Source organism: Streptomyces sp. SID13726, assembly GCF_010548375.1.
GTDB lineage: Bacteria > Actinomycetota > Actinomycetes > Streptomycetales > Streptomycetaceae > Streptomyces.
In genome coordinates, this window is sequence record NZ_JAAGLY010000001.1 from 788,315 (window position 1) to 804,653 (window position 16,339).

The window sequence follows — 16,339 nt, forward strand, 5'->3', positions numbered from 1 at the left end:
CTGCACCACGGATTACACGATGGCAGAGAGCCGCCCGGCAATGGTCCGGCACGAGGAGGACGACAGATGACGGCTACGGAGGACTTCCGCGGGGCACGGGACTTCCTGCTGCGGCACCGCGAGGACTACGCCACGGCGTACGAGGGCTTCGACTGGCCCCGCCCGCACCACTTCAACTGGGCGCTCGACTGGTTCGACGTCATCGCCGAGGGCAACGACCGCACGGCCCTGCACATCGTCGAGGAGGACGGCAGCGAGGTCCGGCTGTCCTTCGCCGAGCTGGCCGAGCGGTCCGACCGGGTCGCCAACTTGCTGCGCGAGCGCGGGGTGGAGGCCGAGGACCGCGTCCTCGTCATGCTGGGCAACCAGGCCGAGCTCTGGGAGACCGCCCTGGCCGCCATGAAGCTGCGGGCCGTCGTCATCCCGGCGACCCCGCTGCTCGGCCCCGCCGACCTGCGCGACCGCGTCGAGCGCGGCCGGGTGCGGCACGTGCTGGTGCGGGCCGAGGACGCCGGCAAGTTCGACGAGGTGCCCGGCGACTACACCCGCACCGCGGTCGGCGGGGTGCCGGAGGGCTGGCAGCCGTACGAGGACGCGTACGCCGCCTCCGCCGAGTTCCTGCCCGACGGGCCGACCCTGGCCGACGACCCGCTGATGCTCTACTTCACCTCCGGGACGACCGCCCGCCCCAAGCTCGTCGAGCACACGCACACCTCGTACCCGATCGGGCACCTGGCGACCATGTACTGGATCGGCCTCAAGCCCGGTGACGTGCATCTGAACATCTCCTCGCCGGGCTGGGCCAAGCACGCCTGGTCCAATCTGTTCGCGCCGTGGAACGCCGAGGCCACCGTCTTCATCCACAACTACACGCGCTTCGACGCGGCACGGCTGATGTCCGAGATGGACCGGGCCGGGGTGACGACCTTCTGCGCCCCGCCGACCGTGTGGCGCATGCTCATCCAGGCCGACCTGACCCAGCTGCGCACCCCGCCGCGCGAGGTGGTCGCGGCCGGGGAACCGCTGAACCCCGAGGTCATCGAGCAGGTCCGGCGCGCCTGGGGCGTCACCGTCCGGGACGGCTTCGGCCAGACCGAGACGGCCGTGCAGGTCTCCAACAGCCCGGGCCAGCCGCTGAAGACCGGCTCCATGGGCCGCCCCAGCCCCGGCTACAGGGTGGAACTCCTCGACCCGGTCTCCGGCGCTCCCGGCGCGGCCGAGGGCGAGATCGCGCTGGACCTGTCGGCCCGGCCCGTCGGCCTGATGACCGGCTACCACGGCGACCCGGACCGTACGGCGGAGGCGATGGCCGGGGGGTACTACCGGACCGGTGACGTGGCGTCGAGGGACGAGGACGGCCATCTCACCTACATCGGCCGCAGTGACGACGTCTTCAAGGCCTCCGACTACAAGATCAGCCCCTTCGAGCTGGAGAGCGCGCTCCTGGAGCACGAGGCGGTCGCCGAGGCGGCCGTCGTGCCCGCGCCGGACGAAGTGCGGCTCGCGGTCCCGAAGGCGTACGTCGTGCTCACGGAGGGCTGGGAGCCCGGCCCCGACACGGCGAAGGTGCTCTTCGAGCACTCGCGCGAGGTGCTGGCGCCCTACAAGCGCATCCGGCGGCTGGAGTTCGCGGAGCTGCCCAAGACGGTGTCAGGCAAGATCCGGCGGATCGAGCTGCGGGAGGCGACGGCGGCCGGGTCGGCGGCGGAGTACCGCGAGGAGGACTTCCGGTGAACTCGTACGCGCACGGAGTGAGCACGACGCAGCTGCTCGGCGACACCATCGGCGCCAACCTGGAGCGGGCGGTGGCCAATTGGCCCGACCGGGAGGCGCTGGTCGACGTGCCCTCCGGACGGCGCTGGACGTACGCCCGCCTCGGCGCCGAGGTCGACGAACTGGCGTCCGCGCTGCTCGCCTCCGGGGTCGTCAAGGGCGACCGGGTGGGGATCTGGGCGGTCAACTGCCCCGAGTGGGTGCTCGTGCAGTACGCCACCGCCCGCATCGGCGCGATCATGGTGAACATCAACCCGGCGTACCGCACCCACGAGGTGGAGTACGTCCTGCGGCAGGCCGGGATCTCCCTGCTGTTCGCCTCCCTGAGCCACAAGAGCAGCGACTACCGGGCGATGGTCGACGAAGTGCGGGGCGGCTGCCCGGAGTTGCGGGAGGCCGTCTACTTCGGCCACCCGAGCTGGGACGAACTGCTGCGGCGCGGGGGCCCGGGAGCGGTGCACCCGGAGCTGTCCTGCGACGACCCGATCAACATCCAGTACACCTCAGGCACGACGGGCTTCCCGAAGGGAGCCACGCTCTCCCACCACAACATCCTCAACAACGGTTACTTCGTCGGTGAGTCGATCGCCTACAGCGAGCAGGACCGGATCTGCATCCCGGTGCCGTACTACCACTGCTTCGGCATGGTGATGGGCAACCTGGCGGCCACCTCGCACGGCGCCTGCATGGTCATCCCGGCCCCCTCCTTCGACCCGGCGGCGACGCTGCGCGCGGTCGAGCGGGAGCGCTGCACCTCGCTGTACGGCGTACCGACCATGTTCATCGCGGAGTTGAACCTCCCCGACTTCGCGTCCTACGACCTCTCCTCCCTGCGCACCGGGATCATGGCGGGCTCGCCCTGCCCGGTGGAGGTGATGAAGCGGGTGGTCGCCGAGATGCACATGGCGGAGGTGTCCATCTGCTACGGCATGACCGAGACCTCCCCGGTCTCCCTCCAGACCCGCAGGGACGACGACCTCGAACACCGCACCGGCACGGTGGGCCGCGTCCTGCCGCACATCGAGGTGAAGGTCGTCGACCCGGCGACCGGGGTCACTCAACCCCGGGGCACGGCAGGGGAGTTGTGCACCCGCGGCTACAGCGTGATGCTCGGCTACTGGAACGAGCCCGGGAAGACCGCGGAGGCCGTCGACCCCGGGCGCTGGATGCACACCGGGGACCTGGCGCTGATGCGTGAGGACGGGTACGTCGAGATCGTCGGCCGCATCAAGGACATGATCATCCGGGGCGGCGAGAACATCTACCCGCGCGAGATCGAGGAGTTCCTCTACGGGCACGCGAAGATCGCGGACGTCCAGGTCGTCGGGGTCCCCCACGAGCGGTACGGCGAGGAGGTCCTGGCCTGCGTCATCCCGCGCGACCCGGCGAACCCGCCGACCCTGGAGGAACTGCGCGCCTTCTGCGAGGGCCGGCTGGCCCACTACAAGATCCCGAGCCGGCTGCGGATCCTGGAGTCGTTCCCGATGACGGTGTCCGGGAAGGTGCGGAAGGTGGAGCTGCGGGAGACGTACGCGCAGGGGTAGCCGGGGAGTCCGGGGAGTCCGGGGAGGGCGGGGAGGGCGGGGGCGCGGGGAGGGCGGCAGGGCAGAGAGGTCGGCCCTGCCTGCCGCTCACAGGCGAGCGGTCAGGGAGGTCGGCCCTGCCCGACGCCCACCGGCGAGCGGCCTACCCGTCCAGTTCGTCCGCCAGGCTGTTCACCGGCTGCGGTGTCCCCGTCAGGTCGAGGACGAACAGGGGGACGCCGAGGGAGTCGGCGCCGGCGCGGGCCTCGGTGGTGTAGCCGGCGAGCGAGAAGTACACACAGTGCGCGGACTCCGTCATGGCGGTGAGCCACAGGCACTCCACGTCCCGCAGTGAGGCGGGGCGCACGGTCGGGTCCACCTGGGCCAGCAGACCGCGCGCGGCGATGCCTATGCCGGACGGCGGCCGCTGGTCCGCGCGCCGGATGTCCTCGTAGCCGAGCCAGCGCAGATACAGCGCGGCGACGGTGACCGCGTCCCGCGCGGTGCGGATCGTGATCGGCTGGAAGGCGCGGCGCGGGGGAGCGGCGGCGTCCGGCTCCGGGTCCGCCTCCGGCGCGCGGGCCGGGCCCCCGGTCACCGGGATGCGCAGGACGGTCCCGCAGGCGCAGCCCAGCTCGGGCCGCGGCCACTCGGCCCTGAGCCCGCAGACCGGGCACTTCACCGCGACCCACGCCTCGTCCCACACCTGGTGGGTGACGGCCGTGGGCACGCCGTCGCGGTCCAGCGACGGCGAGACGGGGGCGCCGCACTCGCAGGGGTACGACGGCGCCGCGTAGAGATGCTCGCGCCGGCAGACCGGACAGCGCACCGACACGCTCTCGGACATGGCCTCATCGTCCTCCTGCGCGCACCCCGTTGTCCGCCTCTTGACGGTGTTCACCCGCCGACCTACATTTCTTCCAGATAGTAGAAAATCTATTCCACTATACGGAAGTGCTCGCGGCGGGGCGCGACGGGAGTACGCATCCGACAGGAGTACTCGATGGCTCGAATGACCGCTGCCCGCGCGGCAGTTGAGATCCTCCGGCGCGAAGGTGTCAGCGACGCGTTCGGCGTGCCCGGCGCGGCGATCAACCCCTTCTACGCGGCGCTCAAGGCATCCGGGGGCATCCACCACACCCTCGCCCGCCATGTCGAGGGCGCCTCGCACATGGCCGAGGGCTACACCCGCACCCACCCGGGCAACATCGGCGTCTGCATCGGCACATCCGGACCCGCGGGCACCGACATGATCACCGGCCTGTACTCCGCGATCGGCGACTCCATCCCGATCCTGTGCATCACCGGCCAGGCGCCGACCGCGGTGATCCACAAGGAGGACTTCCAGGCCGTCGACATCGCCTCGATCGCCAAACCGGTGACCAAGATGGCGGTGACCGTCCTGGAGGCGGCCCAGGTCCCCGGCGTCTTCCAGCAGGCCTTCCACCTCATGCGCTCCGGTCGCCCCGGCCCGGTCCTGATCGACCTGCCGATCGACGTCCAGCTGACGGAGATCGAGTTCGACCCGGATACGTACGAGCCGCTCCCGGCCTTCAAGCCGGCCGCGACCCGCCCGCAGATCGAGAAGGCGCTGGCCCTCCTCAACGAGTCCGAGCGCCCGCTGATCGTCGCCGGCGGCGGGGTCATCAACGCCGACGCCGCCGAACTCCTCGTCGAGTTCGCCGAGTTGACCGGCATCCCGGTGGTCCCGACCCTGATGGGCTGGGGCCTGCTGCCCGACGACCACGAGCTGAACGCCGGCATGGTGGGCCTGCAGACCTCGCACCGCTACGGCAACGCGACCTTCCTGGAGTCCGACTTCGTCCTCGGCATCGGCAACCGCTGGGCCAACCGCCACACCGGCAAGCTGGACGTCTACACGGCCGGACGGAAGTTCGTCCACGTCGACATCGAGCCCACCCAGATCGGCAAGATCTTCGCGCCGGACTACGGCATCGCGTCGGACGCCAAGGCCGCGCTGGAGCTCTTCGTCGAGGTGGCAAGGGAGTTGAAGGCTGCGGGCAGCCTGCCCGACCGCAGCGCCTGGGCGGCCTCCGCGCAGGAGCGCAGGGCGACTCTCCAGCGCCGTACGCACTTCGACGACATCCCCATCAAGCCGCAGCGCGTCTACGAGGAGATGAACAAGGCCTTCGGCCCGGAGACCCGGTACGTCTCCACGATCGGCCTCTCCCAGATCGCCGGCGCCCAGATGCTGCACGTCTACCGGCCGCGCCACTGGATCAACTGCGGTCAGGCGGGCCCGCTCGGCTGGACCGTCCCGGCCGCGCTCGGTGTCGCCAAGGCCGACCCGGACGCACAGGTCGTGGCCCTCTCCGGGGACTACGACTTCCAGTTCATGATCGAGGAGCTGGCCGTCGGGGCGCAGCACCGGATCCCGTACGTCCATGTCCTCGTGAACAACGCCTACCTGGGCCTGATCCGCCAGGCCCAGCGCGGCTTCGACATGGACTTCCAGGTCAAGCTGGAGTTCGAGAACGTCAACTCGCCGGAACTGGGCGTCTACGGCGTCGACCACGTCAAGGTCGCCGAGGGGCTGGGCTGCAAGGCGATCCGGGTGACCGACCCGGCGGAACTGGGCGCGGCCTTCGAGCAGGCCAAGAAGCTCGCCGCGGAGTTCCGGGTGCCGGTCGTCGTCGAGGCGATCCTGGAGCGCGTCACGAACATCTCCATGTCGACGACGAACGACATCGGGAACGTGGTGGAGTTCGAGGAGATCGCGACGGAGCCGGCGCATGTGCCTACGGCGATCAAACCGCTGAAGGTCTGACGCCGGGCGTCAAACATGAGAGGCCCGCCGCCCCCGTGCCGGCGGGCCTCTTCACGTGTCGAGAATGTGCCCGCGGCAGGGGCTGGTTGAAGCCCCTTGAACCGTATTCAGAGCTTGATTTGAGGGTTTCGTAGGTGGGATACGCCTGGTGCCGTAGAGCGGCTGCGGCTCGGTGGGGGCTGGTCGGTACAGCTGGACCTGCTGCCTTTGAGGGGCGCGGGGAACTGCGCGGCCAGCCACGAAGCACCCGCAGCCGCCACCCGACAGAACCCAGTACCCCGGAACGCGAAGAAGCGCAGGACACGGAAATCCGCGTCCTGCGCTCACTCCACGCCGGCTCGACCGGCACCGCGACGGCGGCGACGGCACCGAGGGACCCTCCTTCCCTCAGGTCGAAGAAGGAGGCCCCGGTGCCTTCACCACCGCACTGGCTCGCCCACCGCCGCGGTTGTCCGCTGATTCACCGAAGGTCTTGGTTCCGGGCGGGGCCACCGCCTGGGCGCGACAGGACAGATGTCAGCGGTGGCGCCGCCCGGGGTCTATGGGGGTGTCAGAGCCGGGCGCCGGAGAGCCGCTCGACCGCCCGCAGCAGCGCGGAGTGGTCCAGCCCCCCGTCGCCCTGCGCACGCAGACTGGCGACCAGCTGGGCCACCACGGCCCCCACCGGAAGCGCCGCGCCGACATTGCGGGCCGCGTCCGTCACGATGCCCATGTCCTTGTGGTGCAGGTCGATCCGGAAGCCCGGCTTGAAGTCGCGCTGGAGGAAGTTGTCCTTCTTGCGCGTCAGCACGGTCGAGCCGGCGAGCCCGCCGTTGAGGACGTCGAGGGCGGCCTTCAGGTCCACGCCCGACTTCTCCAGGAAGACCACGGCCTCGGCGCACGCCTGGATGTTCACGGCGACGATCAGCTGGTTCGCGGCCTTCACGGTCTGGCCCGAGCCGTGCGGACCGCACAGCACGATGGTCCTGCCCAGCGCCTCGAAGATCGGCTCGGCCTCGTCGAAGTCGGCCTGCCCGCCACCGACCATGATGGACAGCACGGCCTCGATCGCACCGGCCTCACCGCCGGACACGGGGGCGTCGAGGACCCGGATGCCCTTCTCGGCGGCGGCCTTGGCCAGGTCCACCGAGGTCTGCGGGGTGATCGAGGACATGTCGATCAGCAGGGCGCCGGAGCGGGCGTTCTCCAGGATGCCCGCGGGGCCGTACGCGATGGCCTCGACCTGGGGGGAGGCGGGCACCATCGTGATCACCACGTCGGCGTCCCGCACGGCCTCGGCGATCGAACCGGCGGCGGTGCCACCGGCGGCGGCCAGGCGCTCCAGCTTGTCCTGTTCGAGGGTGAAGCCGGTGACGTCGTAGCCCGCCTTGACCAGGTTCTCGGACATGGGGGAGCCCATGATGCCGAGGCCTATCCACGCGATCTTGGGGAGGTTGCTCATGATTGGGGGTGCCTCTCGGTAAAGGGGGTCAGCGGGCGAGCCAGTCGAAGGCCTCGGCGCTCGGGCGGTCGCCCGGCTTGTACTCGAGGCCGACCCAGCCGTCGTAACCCGCCTTCTTCAGCTGGTCGAGGAGGTCTTCGAGGGGCAGCGAGCCGGTGCCGGGCGCGCCGCGGCCGGGGTTGTCGGCGATCTGGACATGGCCGGTGACCGGCGCGAACTCCTCGATCACCGCCGGCAGGTCCTCGCCGTTCATGGACAGGTGGTAGAGGTCCATGAGGAAGCGCGCGTTGTCCAGGCCCGTGGCCCGGTTCACCCGGTCGACGACGGCGACCGCGGCCGGGGCCGACACCAGCGGATACCGCGGCGACTCCGGCTTGTTGAGGGCCTCGATCAGGAGGATCGCGCCGATCCGGTCGGCCGCGCGGGCCGCCAGGACCAGGTTCTCCAGCGCGAGCGCGTCCTGCTCGGCCGGGTCCACGCCGTCGACGCGGTTGCCGTACAGGGCGTTCAGGGCCGTGGCGCCGAGCGACCGGGCGAAGTCCGCGGCCACGTCGATGTTGGCGCGGAACCGCTCCGACTCCGCGCCCGGCACCGAGAGGGCGCCCCGGTCGGGACCGGGCAGCTGACCGGCGTAGAAGTTCAGGCCCGTGAGCTGGACGCCCGCGTCCTCGATCGCCTTCTTCAGGGCGTCGAGCTCCGACCGCTCGGGGGTGGGGGTGTCGATCCAGGGCCACCACAGCTCGACCGCGGAGAAGCCGGCCGCGGCGGCTGCCGCCGGGCGCTCCAGGAGCGGGAGTTCGGTGAAGAGGATCGACAGGTTGACGTTGAAGCGCTGCTCTGCGAATCCCATGTCGCCGGCGCTCCCTTCCGTGTCGAGTGTTTCCGTGATGCGGAAGTTAGTTTCTGCTTATTGGAAGATTGCCGTCGGGTCGGAGGGGTTGTCAAGAGGGCCCGGCGGAAAACGTCACCGCGCGTTAGGTTGAGCGCGTGCGATTGAGAGTGGAGTTCACGACCGAGCCCTTCGACCTCGACGAGGCGCCGGCGCACGCGCTCGTGGCCCGTGAGGTCATCGAGGCGGCCGACCTCGACGCGGTGGACGTCGGTCCCTTCGGCAACACGGCGGAAGGCGGTGCCGGTGAGGTGCTCAACGCCGTCGACGCCCTGCTGCGCAAGGCCCTGGACTCCGGCGCCACCCGGATCTCGCTCCAGCTCAACGTGATCGGGGAGGGCGGCGAGTGACGGCCGACGAGCCCTTCGTCGCCGCGGTCAAGCCGCTGGTCGACGCCATGGGCGGCGAGATGCTCCCGCCCGACGAGGCCGGCCCCGACGATGTCGTCCTCGCCTGGGAGGGCGCCGACGTGGTCGCCGTACGGCTGCCGCAGCTCGCGGACTCCCTCGATCACATCCTGGCCGCCATGGAGCGCAGGCGGGGCATGCCGCTCGCGGACCTGGACCGCAAGGCCAAGCAGGAGGTCGTCCGCGTTCTCGAGGCGCGCGGCGCCTTCTCCGTGCGGCACGGCGTGGAGACCGTGGCGAGCGCGCTCGGGGTGAGCCGCTTCACGGTCTACAACTATCTGAACCGGGACAAAGCGTAGGGAATGGCCTTCGCCGGGGTCCGTAACCCCGAATTTTCAACAAAGTGTTGACGTGATGTCGCGTCGGGGCGTTAGCTGAGCCCGTGACTTCGACTACCACGCCCCCCGGCCTGGCCCGGTTCAACGTCCTGGAGGAGCACGCGGCCCACGCCCTCCTCCTTGAGGCGTGCGCCTCCACGGCGTGGGCTCGGCGTCTGCTCGCCGCCCGGCCCTACGCGACCGCGGCGGACCTGTACGAGGCGAGCGACGCGGCCACGGCCGGGCTGACCCCCGGCGACCTCGCCGAGGCGATGGCCGGCCACCCGCCGATCGGCCGCCCCAAGGCGGGCGACCCGACCTCGGCCCGCGAACAGCGCGGCATGGCGGGTGCGACCGAGGAGCTCAGGGCGGAGATGCTCGAACTGAACCTGGCGTACCAGGAGCGGTTCGGCCATGTCTTCCTGATCTGCGCCACCGGCCGCACCGGCGAGCAGATGCGGGACGCGGTCAAGGAGCGGATCGGCAACGCGCCGGAGCGGGAACGCGAGATCGTCCGCGCCGAGCTGGGAAAGATCAACCGTATTCGCCTCGCCCGAATCGTCGAAGAGGACTGAGCAGCATGAGCACCAGCACCACCGCCTCGGTGTCGACGCACATCCTCGACACCAGCGTCGGCCGTCCCGCCGCACAGGTCGCCGTCCGGCTGCTGGCCCGGTCGGGCCGGGACGCGGACTGGCAGGCGCTCGGCGGCGGCGAGACCGACGCCGACGGCCGGTGCAAGGACCTTCCGGCCCTGCCGGAGGGCACCACCCACGTACGGCTCGACTTCGCCGTGGAGCCGTATTTCGAGAAGAAGCAAGCCGATGCGCAGCAGGACGCCCCCACGAATCGGGACAGCGGTGCCGTGTTCTTCCCCGAGGTGGCGATCACTTTCGCCGTACGGCCCGGGGAGCACTATCACGTACCGCTGCTGCTCAACCCGTTCGGCTACTCCGTATATCGAGGGAGCTAGCTAGAGATGCCCACCATTCTGGGACAGAACCAGTACGGCAAGGCCGAGAACCGAGTCGTCAAGATCACGCGGGACGGCGCCACCCACCACATCAAGGACCTCAACGTCTCCGTCTCGCTCAGCGGCGACATGGACGAGGTCCACTACTCCGGCTCCAACGCCCACGTCCTGCCGACCGACACCACCAAGAACACGGTGTACGCGTTCGCCAAGGAGCACGGCATCGAGTCCGCCGAGCAGTTCGGCATCCACCTCGCCCGGCACTTCGTGACGAGCCAGGAGCCGATCAGGACCGCGCGGATCCGTATCGAGGAGTACAGCTGGGAGCGGATCGAGAACGCGGGCAAGGGGGCGCACTCCTTCGTGCGCAAGGGCCAGGAGACCCGGCTGACCCAGATCACCTACGACGGCTCGTCGTGGGAGGTCGTCTCCGGGCTGAAGGACCTGACCGTCATGAACTCGACGGACTCCGAGTTCTGGGGCTACGTCAAGGACAAGTACACGACGCTCCCCGAGGCGTACGACCGCATCCTGGCCACCGAGGTCTCCGCCCGCTGGCGCTTCAACTGGACCGACGACGCCGAGCCGATGCCGGCCTGGGAGGAGTCGTACGCCCAGGTCAAGGGGCACCTGCTGAGGGCCTTCGCGGAGACGTACTCGCTCTCGCTCCAGCAGACGCTGTACCAGATGGGCTCGCGGATCATCGAGAACCGCGACGAGATCGACGAGGTCCGCTTCTCGCTGCCGAACAAGCACCACTTCCTGGTGGACCTGGAGCCGTTCGGGCTCAAGAACGACAACGAGGTCTATTTCGCGGCCGACCGGCCCTACGGACTGATCGAGGGCACCGTGCTGCGGGACGGGCGCGAGGCGAAGATCCCGGCCGACCTGACCAACCTCTGAGGGGCGCACGCACCATGGCAGCAGTTCAGCGCATCGTGATCGAGAACTGTTCGATCGCGACCGTCGACGCGCACGACACCGAGTACGCGAACGGCCATGTCGTCATCGCCGGCAACCGCGTCGAGTCGCTCGGCGCGGGCAGGGCCCCCGAGGGCCTCACGGACGTCGTACGCCGTATCGACGCCACCGGCCATCTGGTCACCCCCGGCCTGGTCAACACCCACCACCACTACTACCAGTGGATCACCCGGGGCCTGGCCACCGACCACAACCTCTTCGACTGGCTCGTCGCGCTCTACCCGACCTGGGCGCGCATCGACGAGGAGATGGTCTACGCGGCCGCCCAGGGCTCGCTCGCGATGATGGCCCGTGGCGGTGTCACCACCGCGATGGACCACCACTATGTCTTCCCCGCCGGCTCCGGAGACCTGTCCGGCGCCATCATCCGCGCGGCCCGCGAGACCGGTGTCCGCTTCACCCTGGCCCGCGGCTCGATGGACCGCAGCGAGAAGGACGGCGGGCTGCCCCCGGACTTCGCCGTCGAGACCCTCGAAGGCGCCCTCGCCGCGACCGAGGCCACCGTCGAGGAGCACCACGACTCCTCCTTCGACGCGATGACCCAGGTCGCCGTGGCCCCCTGCTCGCCGTTCTCCGTCTCCACCGAACTCCTGCGCCAGGGAGCCGAGTTGGCCCGCCGGCTCGGGGTGCGGCTGCACACCCACGGTTCGGAGACGGTCGAGGAGGAGCAGTTCTGCAAGGAGCTGTTCGGCATGGGCCCGACCGACTACTTCGAGTCCACGGGCTGGCTCGGCGAGGACGTGTGGATGGCGCACTGCGTCCACATGAACGACTCCGACATCGCCGCCTTCGCCCGGACGAAGACCGGCGTGGCCCACTGCCCTTCGTCCAACGCCCGTCTCGCGGCCGGGATCGCGAGGGTCCCGGACATGCTCGCGGCCGGTGTCCCGGTCGGCCTCGGCGTCGACGGTACGGCGTCCAACGAGTCCGGCGAGCTGCACACCGAGCTGCGCAACGCCCTGCTCATCAACCGCCTCGGGGCGCACCGGGAAGCCGCTCTGAACGCCCGTCAGGCGCTGCGTCTGGGCACCTACGGCGGCGCCCAGGTCCTCGGCCGCGCGGCCGAGACGGGCTCCCTGGAGCCGGGCAAGCTCGCCGACCTGGTGCTCTGGAGGCTCGACACCCTCGCGCACGCGTCGATCGCCGACCCGGTGACCGCGCTGGTCTTCGGCGCGGCGGCACCGGTCACGGCCTCCTTCGTGAACGGCCGTCAGATCGTCGAGGACGGACGCCTGTCGCACGTCGACGAGGACGCGATCGCGCGCTCGACGCGGGAGCAGGCCCGGCGCCTGGCCCGGATCGCCGGTCACTGACCTCTCGTACGGCAACGATCTCCGGCCGGGAGGGACGGCTCCCGGCCGGCAGTCGTGGACGCCCAGCGGTGTTCACGACGGCCGTGCCCGGGGCGCGTGTTGGACGCGCGCGCCCCGGAACGGTCCTCCGTCAACGGTCCCCGCACGGCCGCGCACCACCTCCATGAAACCCACGGCACCGCCTTTCCGCGGCCGTGTACCCGCCCGGAGGAGAGCCGCAGTGTCAGTTCACCCCGTCGACGAGAAACTCCCCGCCCTCAAGATGGCGACCACCGGCCTCCAGCACGTGGCCGCCATGTACGCCGGAGTCGTCGCCCCGCCCCTGATCGTCGGCGCGGCCATCGGCCTCTCCGCCGCCGACCTCACCTTCCTCACCGGCGCCTGTCTGTTCACCGCGGGCCTCGCCACCTTCCTCCAGACCCTCGGCGTCTGGAGGATCGGCGCCCGGCTGCCCTTCGTCAACGGCGTCACCTTCGCCGGTGTCGCCCCCATGACCGCGATCGTCGCCTCCACGGACGACCGGTCCGACGCCCTGCCGGTCATCTTCGGCGCGGTGATCGTCGCGGGCCTCCTCGGCTTCCTCGCCGCCCCCTTCTTCAGCAAGGCGATCCGCTTCTTCCCGCCCGTGGTCACCGGCACCGTCATCACCCTGATCGGCGTCTCGCTCCTGCCGGTCGCCTTCGGCTGGGCGCAGGGGCCCGACCCCACTGCCCACGACTACGGTTCGGCGACCAACCTGGGCCTGGCCGCGGCAACCCTCCTGATCGTGCTGCTGCTACGGCGGTTCACCCGGGGCTTCGTCAAGCAAGTGGCCGTGCTGCTGGGCCTGGTGGCCGGCACCCTGGTCGCGATCCCCTTCGGAGCCACGGACTTCGCCCCCGTCGCCGACGCGGCCGTCGTCGGATTCCCGACCCCCTTCCACTTCGGCGCCCCGCAGTTCCAGCTCGCGGCGATCCTCTCGATGTGCGTGGTCATGGTGGTCTCGATGACCGAATCGACCGCGGACATGCTGGCGTTGGGCGAGATCGTCGAACGCCCCGCCGACGAGCGGACCATCGCGGCCGGCCTGCGCGCCGACACCCTCGGCTCCGCCCTCAGCCCGCTCTTCAACGGCTTCATGTGCAGCGCCTTCGCCCAGAACATCGGCCTGGTCGCCATGACGAGGATCCGCAGCCGGTACGTCGTCGCCACCGGCGGCGCCTTTTTGGTGCTGATGGGACTGTGCCCGATGGCCGCCTCTCTCATCGCCGTCGTACCGCGCCCGGTGCTCGGCGGCGCCGGGGTCGTGCTGTTCGGCTCGGTCGCCGCGAGCGGCATCCAGACCCTGGTCAGGGCGGGCCTGGACAAGGACAACAACGTCCTGATCGTCGCCGTCTCGCTCGCCGTCGGCATCATCCCGATCACCGCGCCGGAGTTCTACCACGCCTTCCCGGAGACCGCGCGGATCGTCCTGGACTCGGGGATCTCGACCGGCTGTGTGGCCGCGGTGGCGCTCAACCTGGTCTTCAACCACCTCGGCAGGGGCAGCGACGCGCAGGACGTCACCCACCCCATGGAGGCCGTCCCCGCTCAGTCGATCTCGTAACCGTCCCCGTACACCTTCCACTTGAGCGGGGTGTCGAGATCGAGGTTGCCCGCCTTCAGGAACACCCGCTGGGCCGTCTCGACCCGGCTGACATCACTGTGGGCGGCCTCCTGTCTCATCGCCCACACCCGGGCGTCCAGGAAGGCGTTCAGATACGTCTTCTCGCCGCCGCCGTCCGTCGGGGTGGCCGCGTGCCGGCGGGCCCGGGCGCGGATGCCGCCGAAGCTGAGGGCGTCGGTACCGGGGCCGTGCATGACCATCGCGTCGTAGTAGACGAACTGGCCGAGCGTGCCGAGGCCGTCCTTCTTGGCGCGCCCGACCGCCGGGCCGAAGTAGACGCGGTCCCGCTCGTCCCGCTGCGCCTTGCGGAACGCCGAGGTCTTGGCCGCCTTCCGCCAGGCGGCGGGGAAACCGTCGAGCCCGTCGTGCGAGTCGGTGCCGTCCGCCGCGCGCAGGGCGGGCAGATACCCGGCCAGGGGGTTGCCGGAGACCCGGTCCGTGTAGAGCTCGACCAGCGCCAGCATGTCGCTCGTACCGGAGCAGAAGCCGATGATGCCGCCGGTGTAGCCGCGGCCGTCCCCGATGTCCTCGATGTACTTGTACTGCGCCTGCCAGTCCAGCGAGGAGTTCTCCGCGCTGGACACCAGCCGCATCGCGATGTCCTTCTTGCCGGGGTCGTCGAGCCCGGTCGGATCCGCGGCCTCGGCGGACGGCCACTGCGTGCTCAGCACCCCGGCCCCCAGGACGGCGAGCAGGGTGCGGCGGGCGGCGGTTCTGGACAGGAGGGGCACGTCGTCTCCAAGTGAGGCGCTGTGAAAGGGGTTTGAGAGTTGCGCGCCGACTTGGGAATGCCGTGGGGTGCCCATGGCAGGTCACTGTGAGATCGGGTCACTTCCTGTCGACCGCCTGCGAAGGGCCCGGGCGCAGGGCCACCGCCGCCAGCAGCAGGGCCGCCGCCGCGATCGCCGTCCCCACCCGGAACGCCAGCTGGTAGCCCGCCGCCGTGGCCGCCACCGTCTCCGCGCCACCGGCCAGCAGGCCCTCCGTCCGGCTCGCCGCCAGGACCGACAGCACCGCGAGACCCAGCGAACCACCCACCACCTGCGTGGTGTTGAACAGCCCCGACGCCAGTCCCGCGTCCTCCTCCCTCGCCCCCGACATCGCGAGCCCCGTGAGCGCGGGCATCGCCGCCGCGAACCCGGCGGCGAGCAGGAGCAGCACCGGCAGGACGTCCACGGGATACGAGCCGTCGGCGGGGGCGCGGCTCAGCAGGGCCATCCCGGCGACGATGAGCGTGAGGCCCGCCAGCAGCACCCGGTACGCACCGAACCGGCCCACGGTCCGCGCCGACAGCCCGAGCATCAGCACACCGATCGCCACCGGCGCCGGCAGGAAGGCGGTGCCGGTGAGCAACTCGCCGTAGCCGAGGACGCGTTGGACGTAGAGCGCGCCGAGGAACTGGAAGCCGTACATGGTGGCGATCATCAAGATCTGGACGGCGTTCGCCCCGGACAGCAGCCGGGACCCGAACAGCCGCAGCCGCAGCAGCGGACGGACGGTCCGCGCCTGGCGCAGGACGAACGCCGTGAACAGGGCGAGGGCGAGCGCGGCCAGGAGGAGCGTGCAGGGCAGGCCGCGGTCGCCGGAGCCGACGATGACGTACACCGTCAGCATCAGCGCGCCGGTCACCAGCGCGGCTCCCGGGTAGTCGGCGCCCCGGCCGAGACCCGCGCCCTCCTCGGGGGCGAGCACGCGCACGGCGGCCAGCAGGGCGACGAGCCCGATCGGCAGGTTGATCAGGAAGATCCAGTGCCAGTTCAGGGCCTGGGTCAGCGCCCCGCCCAGGAAGGTGCCGAGCGCCCCGCCCGCCGCGCCGACCGCGCTGAACACCGCGATGGCCCGGGCCTGTTCGCGTGGCTCGGGGAACAGGGCGACCAGCATGCCCAGCACCACCGCCGCGGTCATCGCCCCGCCCACGCCCTGCAGAGCCCGGGCCGCGATCAGCGTGCCCTGGCCGGTGGCCACCCCGCACAGCACGGACGCCGCGGTGAACACGGCGAGCCCCGCCGTGAACATCCGCTTGCGGCCGACCAGGTCACCGAGGCGGCCCACCAGCAACAGCAGCCCGCCGAACGGGATCAGATAGGCGTTCACCACCCAGGCGAGCCCGGGCCCCGAGAAACCGAGGTCGCTCTGGATGGCCGGCATGGCGACCGTGACGATGTTCCCGTCCAGGATCGTCATCAGCGTGCCCGCGCACAGGACGGCGAGGGCCGCCCGGCGGGAGTGGGTTCGGTGCGCCCCTGGGGTCGGGGTCTCGACGACGGTCGTCATGACGGCGTGGCCTCC

At 70.7% G+C, this 16,339-nt stretch carries 15 protein-coding genes; 10 read left to right on the top strand and 5 right to left on the bottom strand.

All coding sequences use genetic code 11. The annotated features are described in order from the left end of the window. Positions 1 to 66 precede the first annotated feature (66 nt). Both G3I78_RS03275 and G3I78_RS03280 read left to right on the top strand, forming a co-directional pair. The gene (locus G3I78_RS03275) at positions 67 to 1,734 is read left to right on the top strand and encodes an AMP-binding protein (protein ID WP_164421179.1); all 1,668 of its coding nucleotides are present in this window, start codon (positions 67 to 69) and stop codon (positions 1,732 to 1,734) included. Continuing rightward, on the top strand, positions 1,731 to 3,317 hold the full coding sequence (locus G3I78_RS03280) for an AMP-binding protein (protein ID WP_164421180.1): 1,587 nt from the start codon (positions 1,731 to 1,733) through the stop codon (positions 3,315 to 3,317). The genes G3I78_RS03275 and G3I78_RS03280 overlap by 4 nt, the downstream gene beginning before the upstream one ends. Positions 3,318 to 3,459: 142 nt before the next feature. Here the strand turns inward: G3I78_RS03280 and G3I78_RS03285 are convergent, their stop codons facing one another. Further along, the gene (locus tag G3I78_RS03285) at positions 3,460 to 4,143 is read right to left on the bottom strand and encodes a hypothetical protein (RefSeq protein ID WP_164421181.1); all 684 of its coding nucleotides are present in this window, start codon (positions 4,141 to 4,143) and stop codon (positions 3,460 to 3,462) included. Between the two features lie 156 nt (positions 4,144 to 4,299). Here G3I78_RS03285 and gcl point away from each other — a divergent pair, with 156 nt between their 5' ends. Continuing rightward, positions 4,300 to 6,084, top strand: a complete 1,785-nt coding sequence (gene gcl, locus G3I78_RS03290; protein ID WP_164421182.1) for a glyoxylate carboligase — start codon at positions 4,300 to 4,302, stop codon at positions 6,082 to 6,084. 550 nt (positions 6,085 to 6,634) lie between these two features. On the opposite strand, the gene G3I78_RS03295 is transcribed toward gcl, so the two are convergent. Beyond that, a complete protein-coding gene (locus G3I78_RS03295) occupies positions 6,635 to 7,525 on the bottom strand; it encodes a 2-hydroxy-3-oxopropionate reductase (protein WP_164421183.1) in 891 nt (296 codons plus the stop codon). 28 nt (positions 7,526 to 7,553) lie between these two features. After that, positions 7,554 to 8,375, bottom strand: a complete 822-nt coding sequence (locus tag G3I78_RS03300) for a TIM barrel protein (RefSeq protein WP_164421184.1) — start codon at positions 8,373 to 8,375, stop codon at positions 7,554 to 7,556. A gap of 137 nt (positions 8,376 to 8,512) precedes the next feature. On the opposite strand from G3I78_RS03300, the gene G3I78_RS03305 reads away from it, so the two are divergent. From G3I78_RS03305 to G3I78_RS03335, 7 genes are all read left to right on the top strand, one after another. Further along, positions 8,513 to 8,764, top strand: a complete 252-nt coding sequence (locus G3I78_RS03305; protein ID WP_164421185.1) for a hypothetical protein — start codon at positions 8,513 to 8,515, stop codon at positions 8,762 to 8,764. Between the two features lie 47 nt (positions 8,765 to 8,811). Then, complete coding sequence (locus tag G3I78_RS03310) at positions 8,812 to 9,120, top strand: helix-turn-helix domain-containing protein (RefSeq protein ID WP_164421364.1); 309 nt, start codon at positions 8,812 to 8,814, stop codon at positions 9,118 to 9,120. Positions 9,121 to 9,203: 83 nt separating this feature from the next. Beyond that, complete coding sequence (uraD, locus tag G3I78_RS03315; RefSeq protein ID WP_164421186.1) at positions 9,204 to 9,713, top strand: 2-oxo-4-hydroxy-4-carboxy-5-ureidoimidazoline decarboxylase; 510 nt, start codon at positions 9,204 to 9,206, stop codon at positions 9,711 to 9,713. Between the two features lie 5 nt (positions 9,714 to 9,718). Further along, positions 9,719 to 10,111 carry a hydroxyisourate hydrolase gene (gene uraH, locus G3I78_RS03320; RefSeq protein WP_164421187.1) on the top strand — a complete coding sequence of 131 codons (393 nt, stop codon included), beginning with the start codon at positions 9,719 to 9,721 and terminating at the stop codon, positions 10,109 to 10,111. Positions 10,112 to 10,117: 6 nt separating this feature from the next. Beyond that, entirely contained in the window at positions 10,118 to 11,014 is an 897-nt protein-coding gene (gene pucL / locus G3I78_RS03325; protein ID WP_164421188.1) for a factor-independent urate hydroxylase, read from the top strand. A gap of 14 nt (positions 11,015 to 11,028) precedes the next feature. After that, a complete protein-coding gene (locus G3I78_RS03330; RefSeq protein WP_164421189.1) occupies positions 11,029 to 12,405 on the top strand; it encodes an 8-oxoguanine deaminase in 1,377 nt (458 codons plus the stop codon). Positions 12,406 to 12,625: 220 nt separating this feature from the next. After that, positions 12,626 to 13,990: a nucleobase:cation symporter-2 family protein gene (locus G3I78_RS03335; protein WP_164421190.1), complete on the top strand. Its 1,365-nt coding sequence runs from the start codon at positions 12,626 to 12,628 to the stop codon at positions 13,988 to 13,990. Here G3I78_RS03335 and G3I78_RS03340 read toward each other — a convergent pair. Next, entirely contained in the window at positions 13,975 to 14,781 is an 807-nt protein-coding gene (locus tag G3I78_RS03340; RefSeq protein ID WP_343243636.1) for a chitosanase, read from the bottom strand. The two genes, G3I78_RS03335 and G3I78_RS03340, sit on opposite strands and share 16 nt — an antisense overlap. A gap of 97 nt (positions 14,782 to 14,878) precedes the next feature. Further along, on the bottom strand, positions 14,879 to 16,324 hold the full coding sequence (locus G3I78_RS03345) for an MFS transporter (protein ID WP_164421192.1): 1,446 nt from the start codon (positions 16,322 to 16,324) through the stop codon (positions 14,879 to 14,881). Positions 16,325 to 16,339 lie beyond the last annotated feature (15 nt).

What these genes read in the sequence shown, in the direction of transcription:
- G3I78_RS03300 (WP_164421184.1), bottom strand. Translation starts at nt 8,375, where the DNA reads ATGGGATTCGCAGAGCAGCGCTTCAACGTCAACCTGTCGATCCTCTTC.
- gcl (WP_164421182.1), top strand. Translation starts at nt 4,300, where the DNA reads ATGGCTCGAATGACCGCTGCCCGCGCGGCAGTTGAGATCCTCCGGCGC.
- G3I78_RS03330 (WP_164421189.1), top strand. Translation starts at nt 11,029, where the DNA reads ATGGCAGCAGTTCAGCGCATCGTGATCGAGAACTGTTCGATCGCGACC.
- uraH (WP_164421187.1), top strand. Translation starts at nt 9,719, where the DNA reads ATGAGCACCAGCACCACCGCCTCGGTGTCGACGCACATCCTCGACACC.
- G3I78_RS03345 (WP_164421192.1), bottom strand. Translation starts at nt 16,324, where the DNA reads ATGACGACCGTCGTCGAGACCCCGACCCCAGGGGCGCACCGAACCCAC.
- G3I78_RS03310 (WP_164421364.1), top strand. Translation starts at nt 8,812, where the DNA reads ATGGGCGGCGAGATGCTCCCGCCCGACGAGGCCGGCCCCGACGATGTC.
- pucL (WP_164421188.1), top strand. Translation starts at nt 10,118, where the DNA reads ATGCCCACCATTCTGGGACAGAACCAGTACGGCAAGGCCGAGAACCGA.
- G3I78_RS03275 (WP_164421179.1), top strand. Translation starts at nt 67, where the DNA reads ATGACGGCTACGGAGGACTTCCGCGGGGCACGGGACTTCCTGCTGCGG.
- G3I78_RS03295 (WP_164421183.1), bottom strand. Translation starts at nt 7,525, where the DNA reads ATGAGCAACCTCCCCAAGATCGCGTGGATAGGCCTCGGCATCATGGGC.
- G3I78_RS03285 (WP_164421181.1), bottom strand. Translation starts at nt 4,143, where the DNA reads ATGTCCGAGAGCGTGTCGGTGCGCTGTCCGGTCTGCCGGCGCGAGCAT.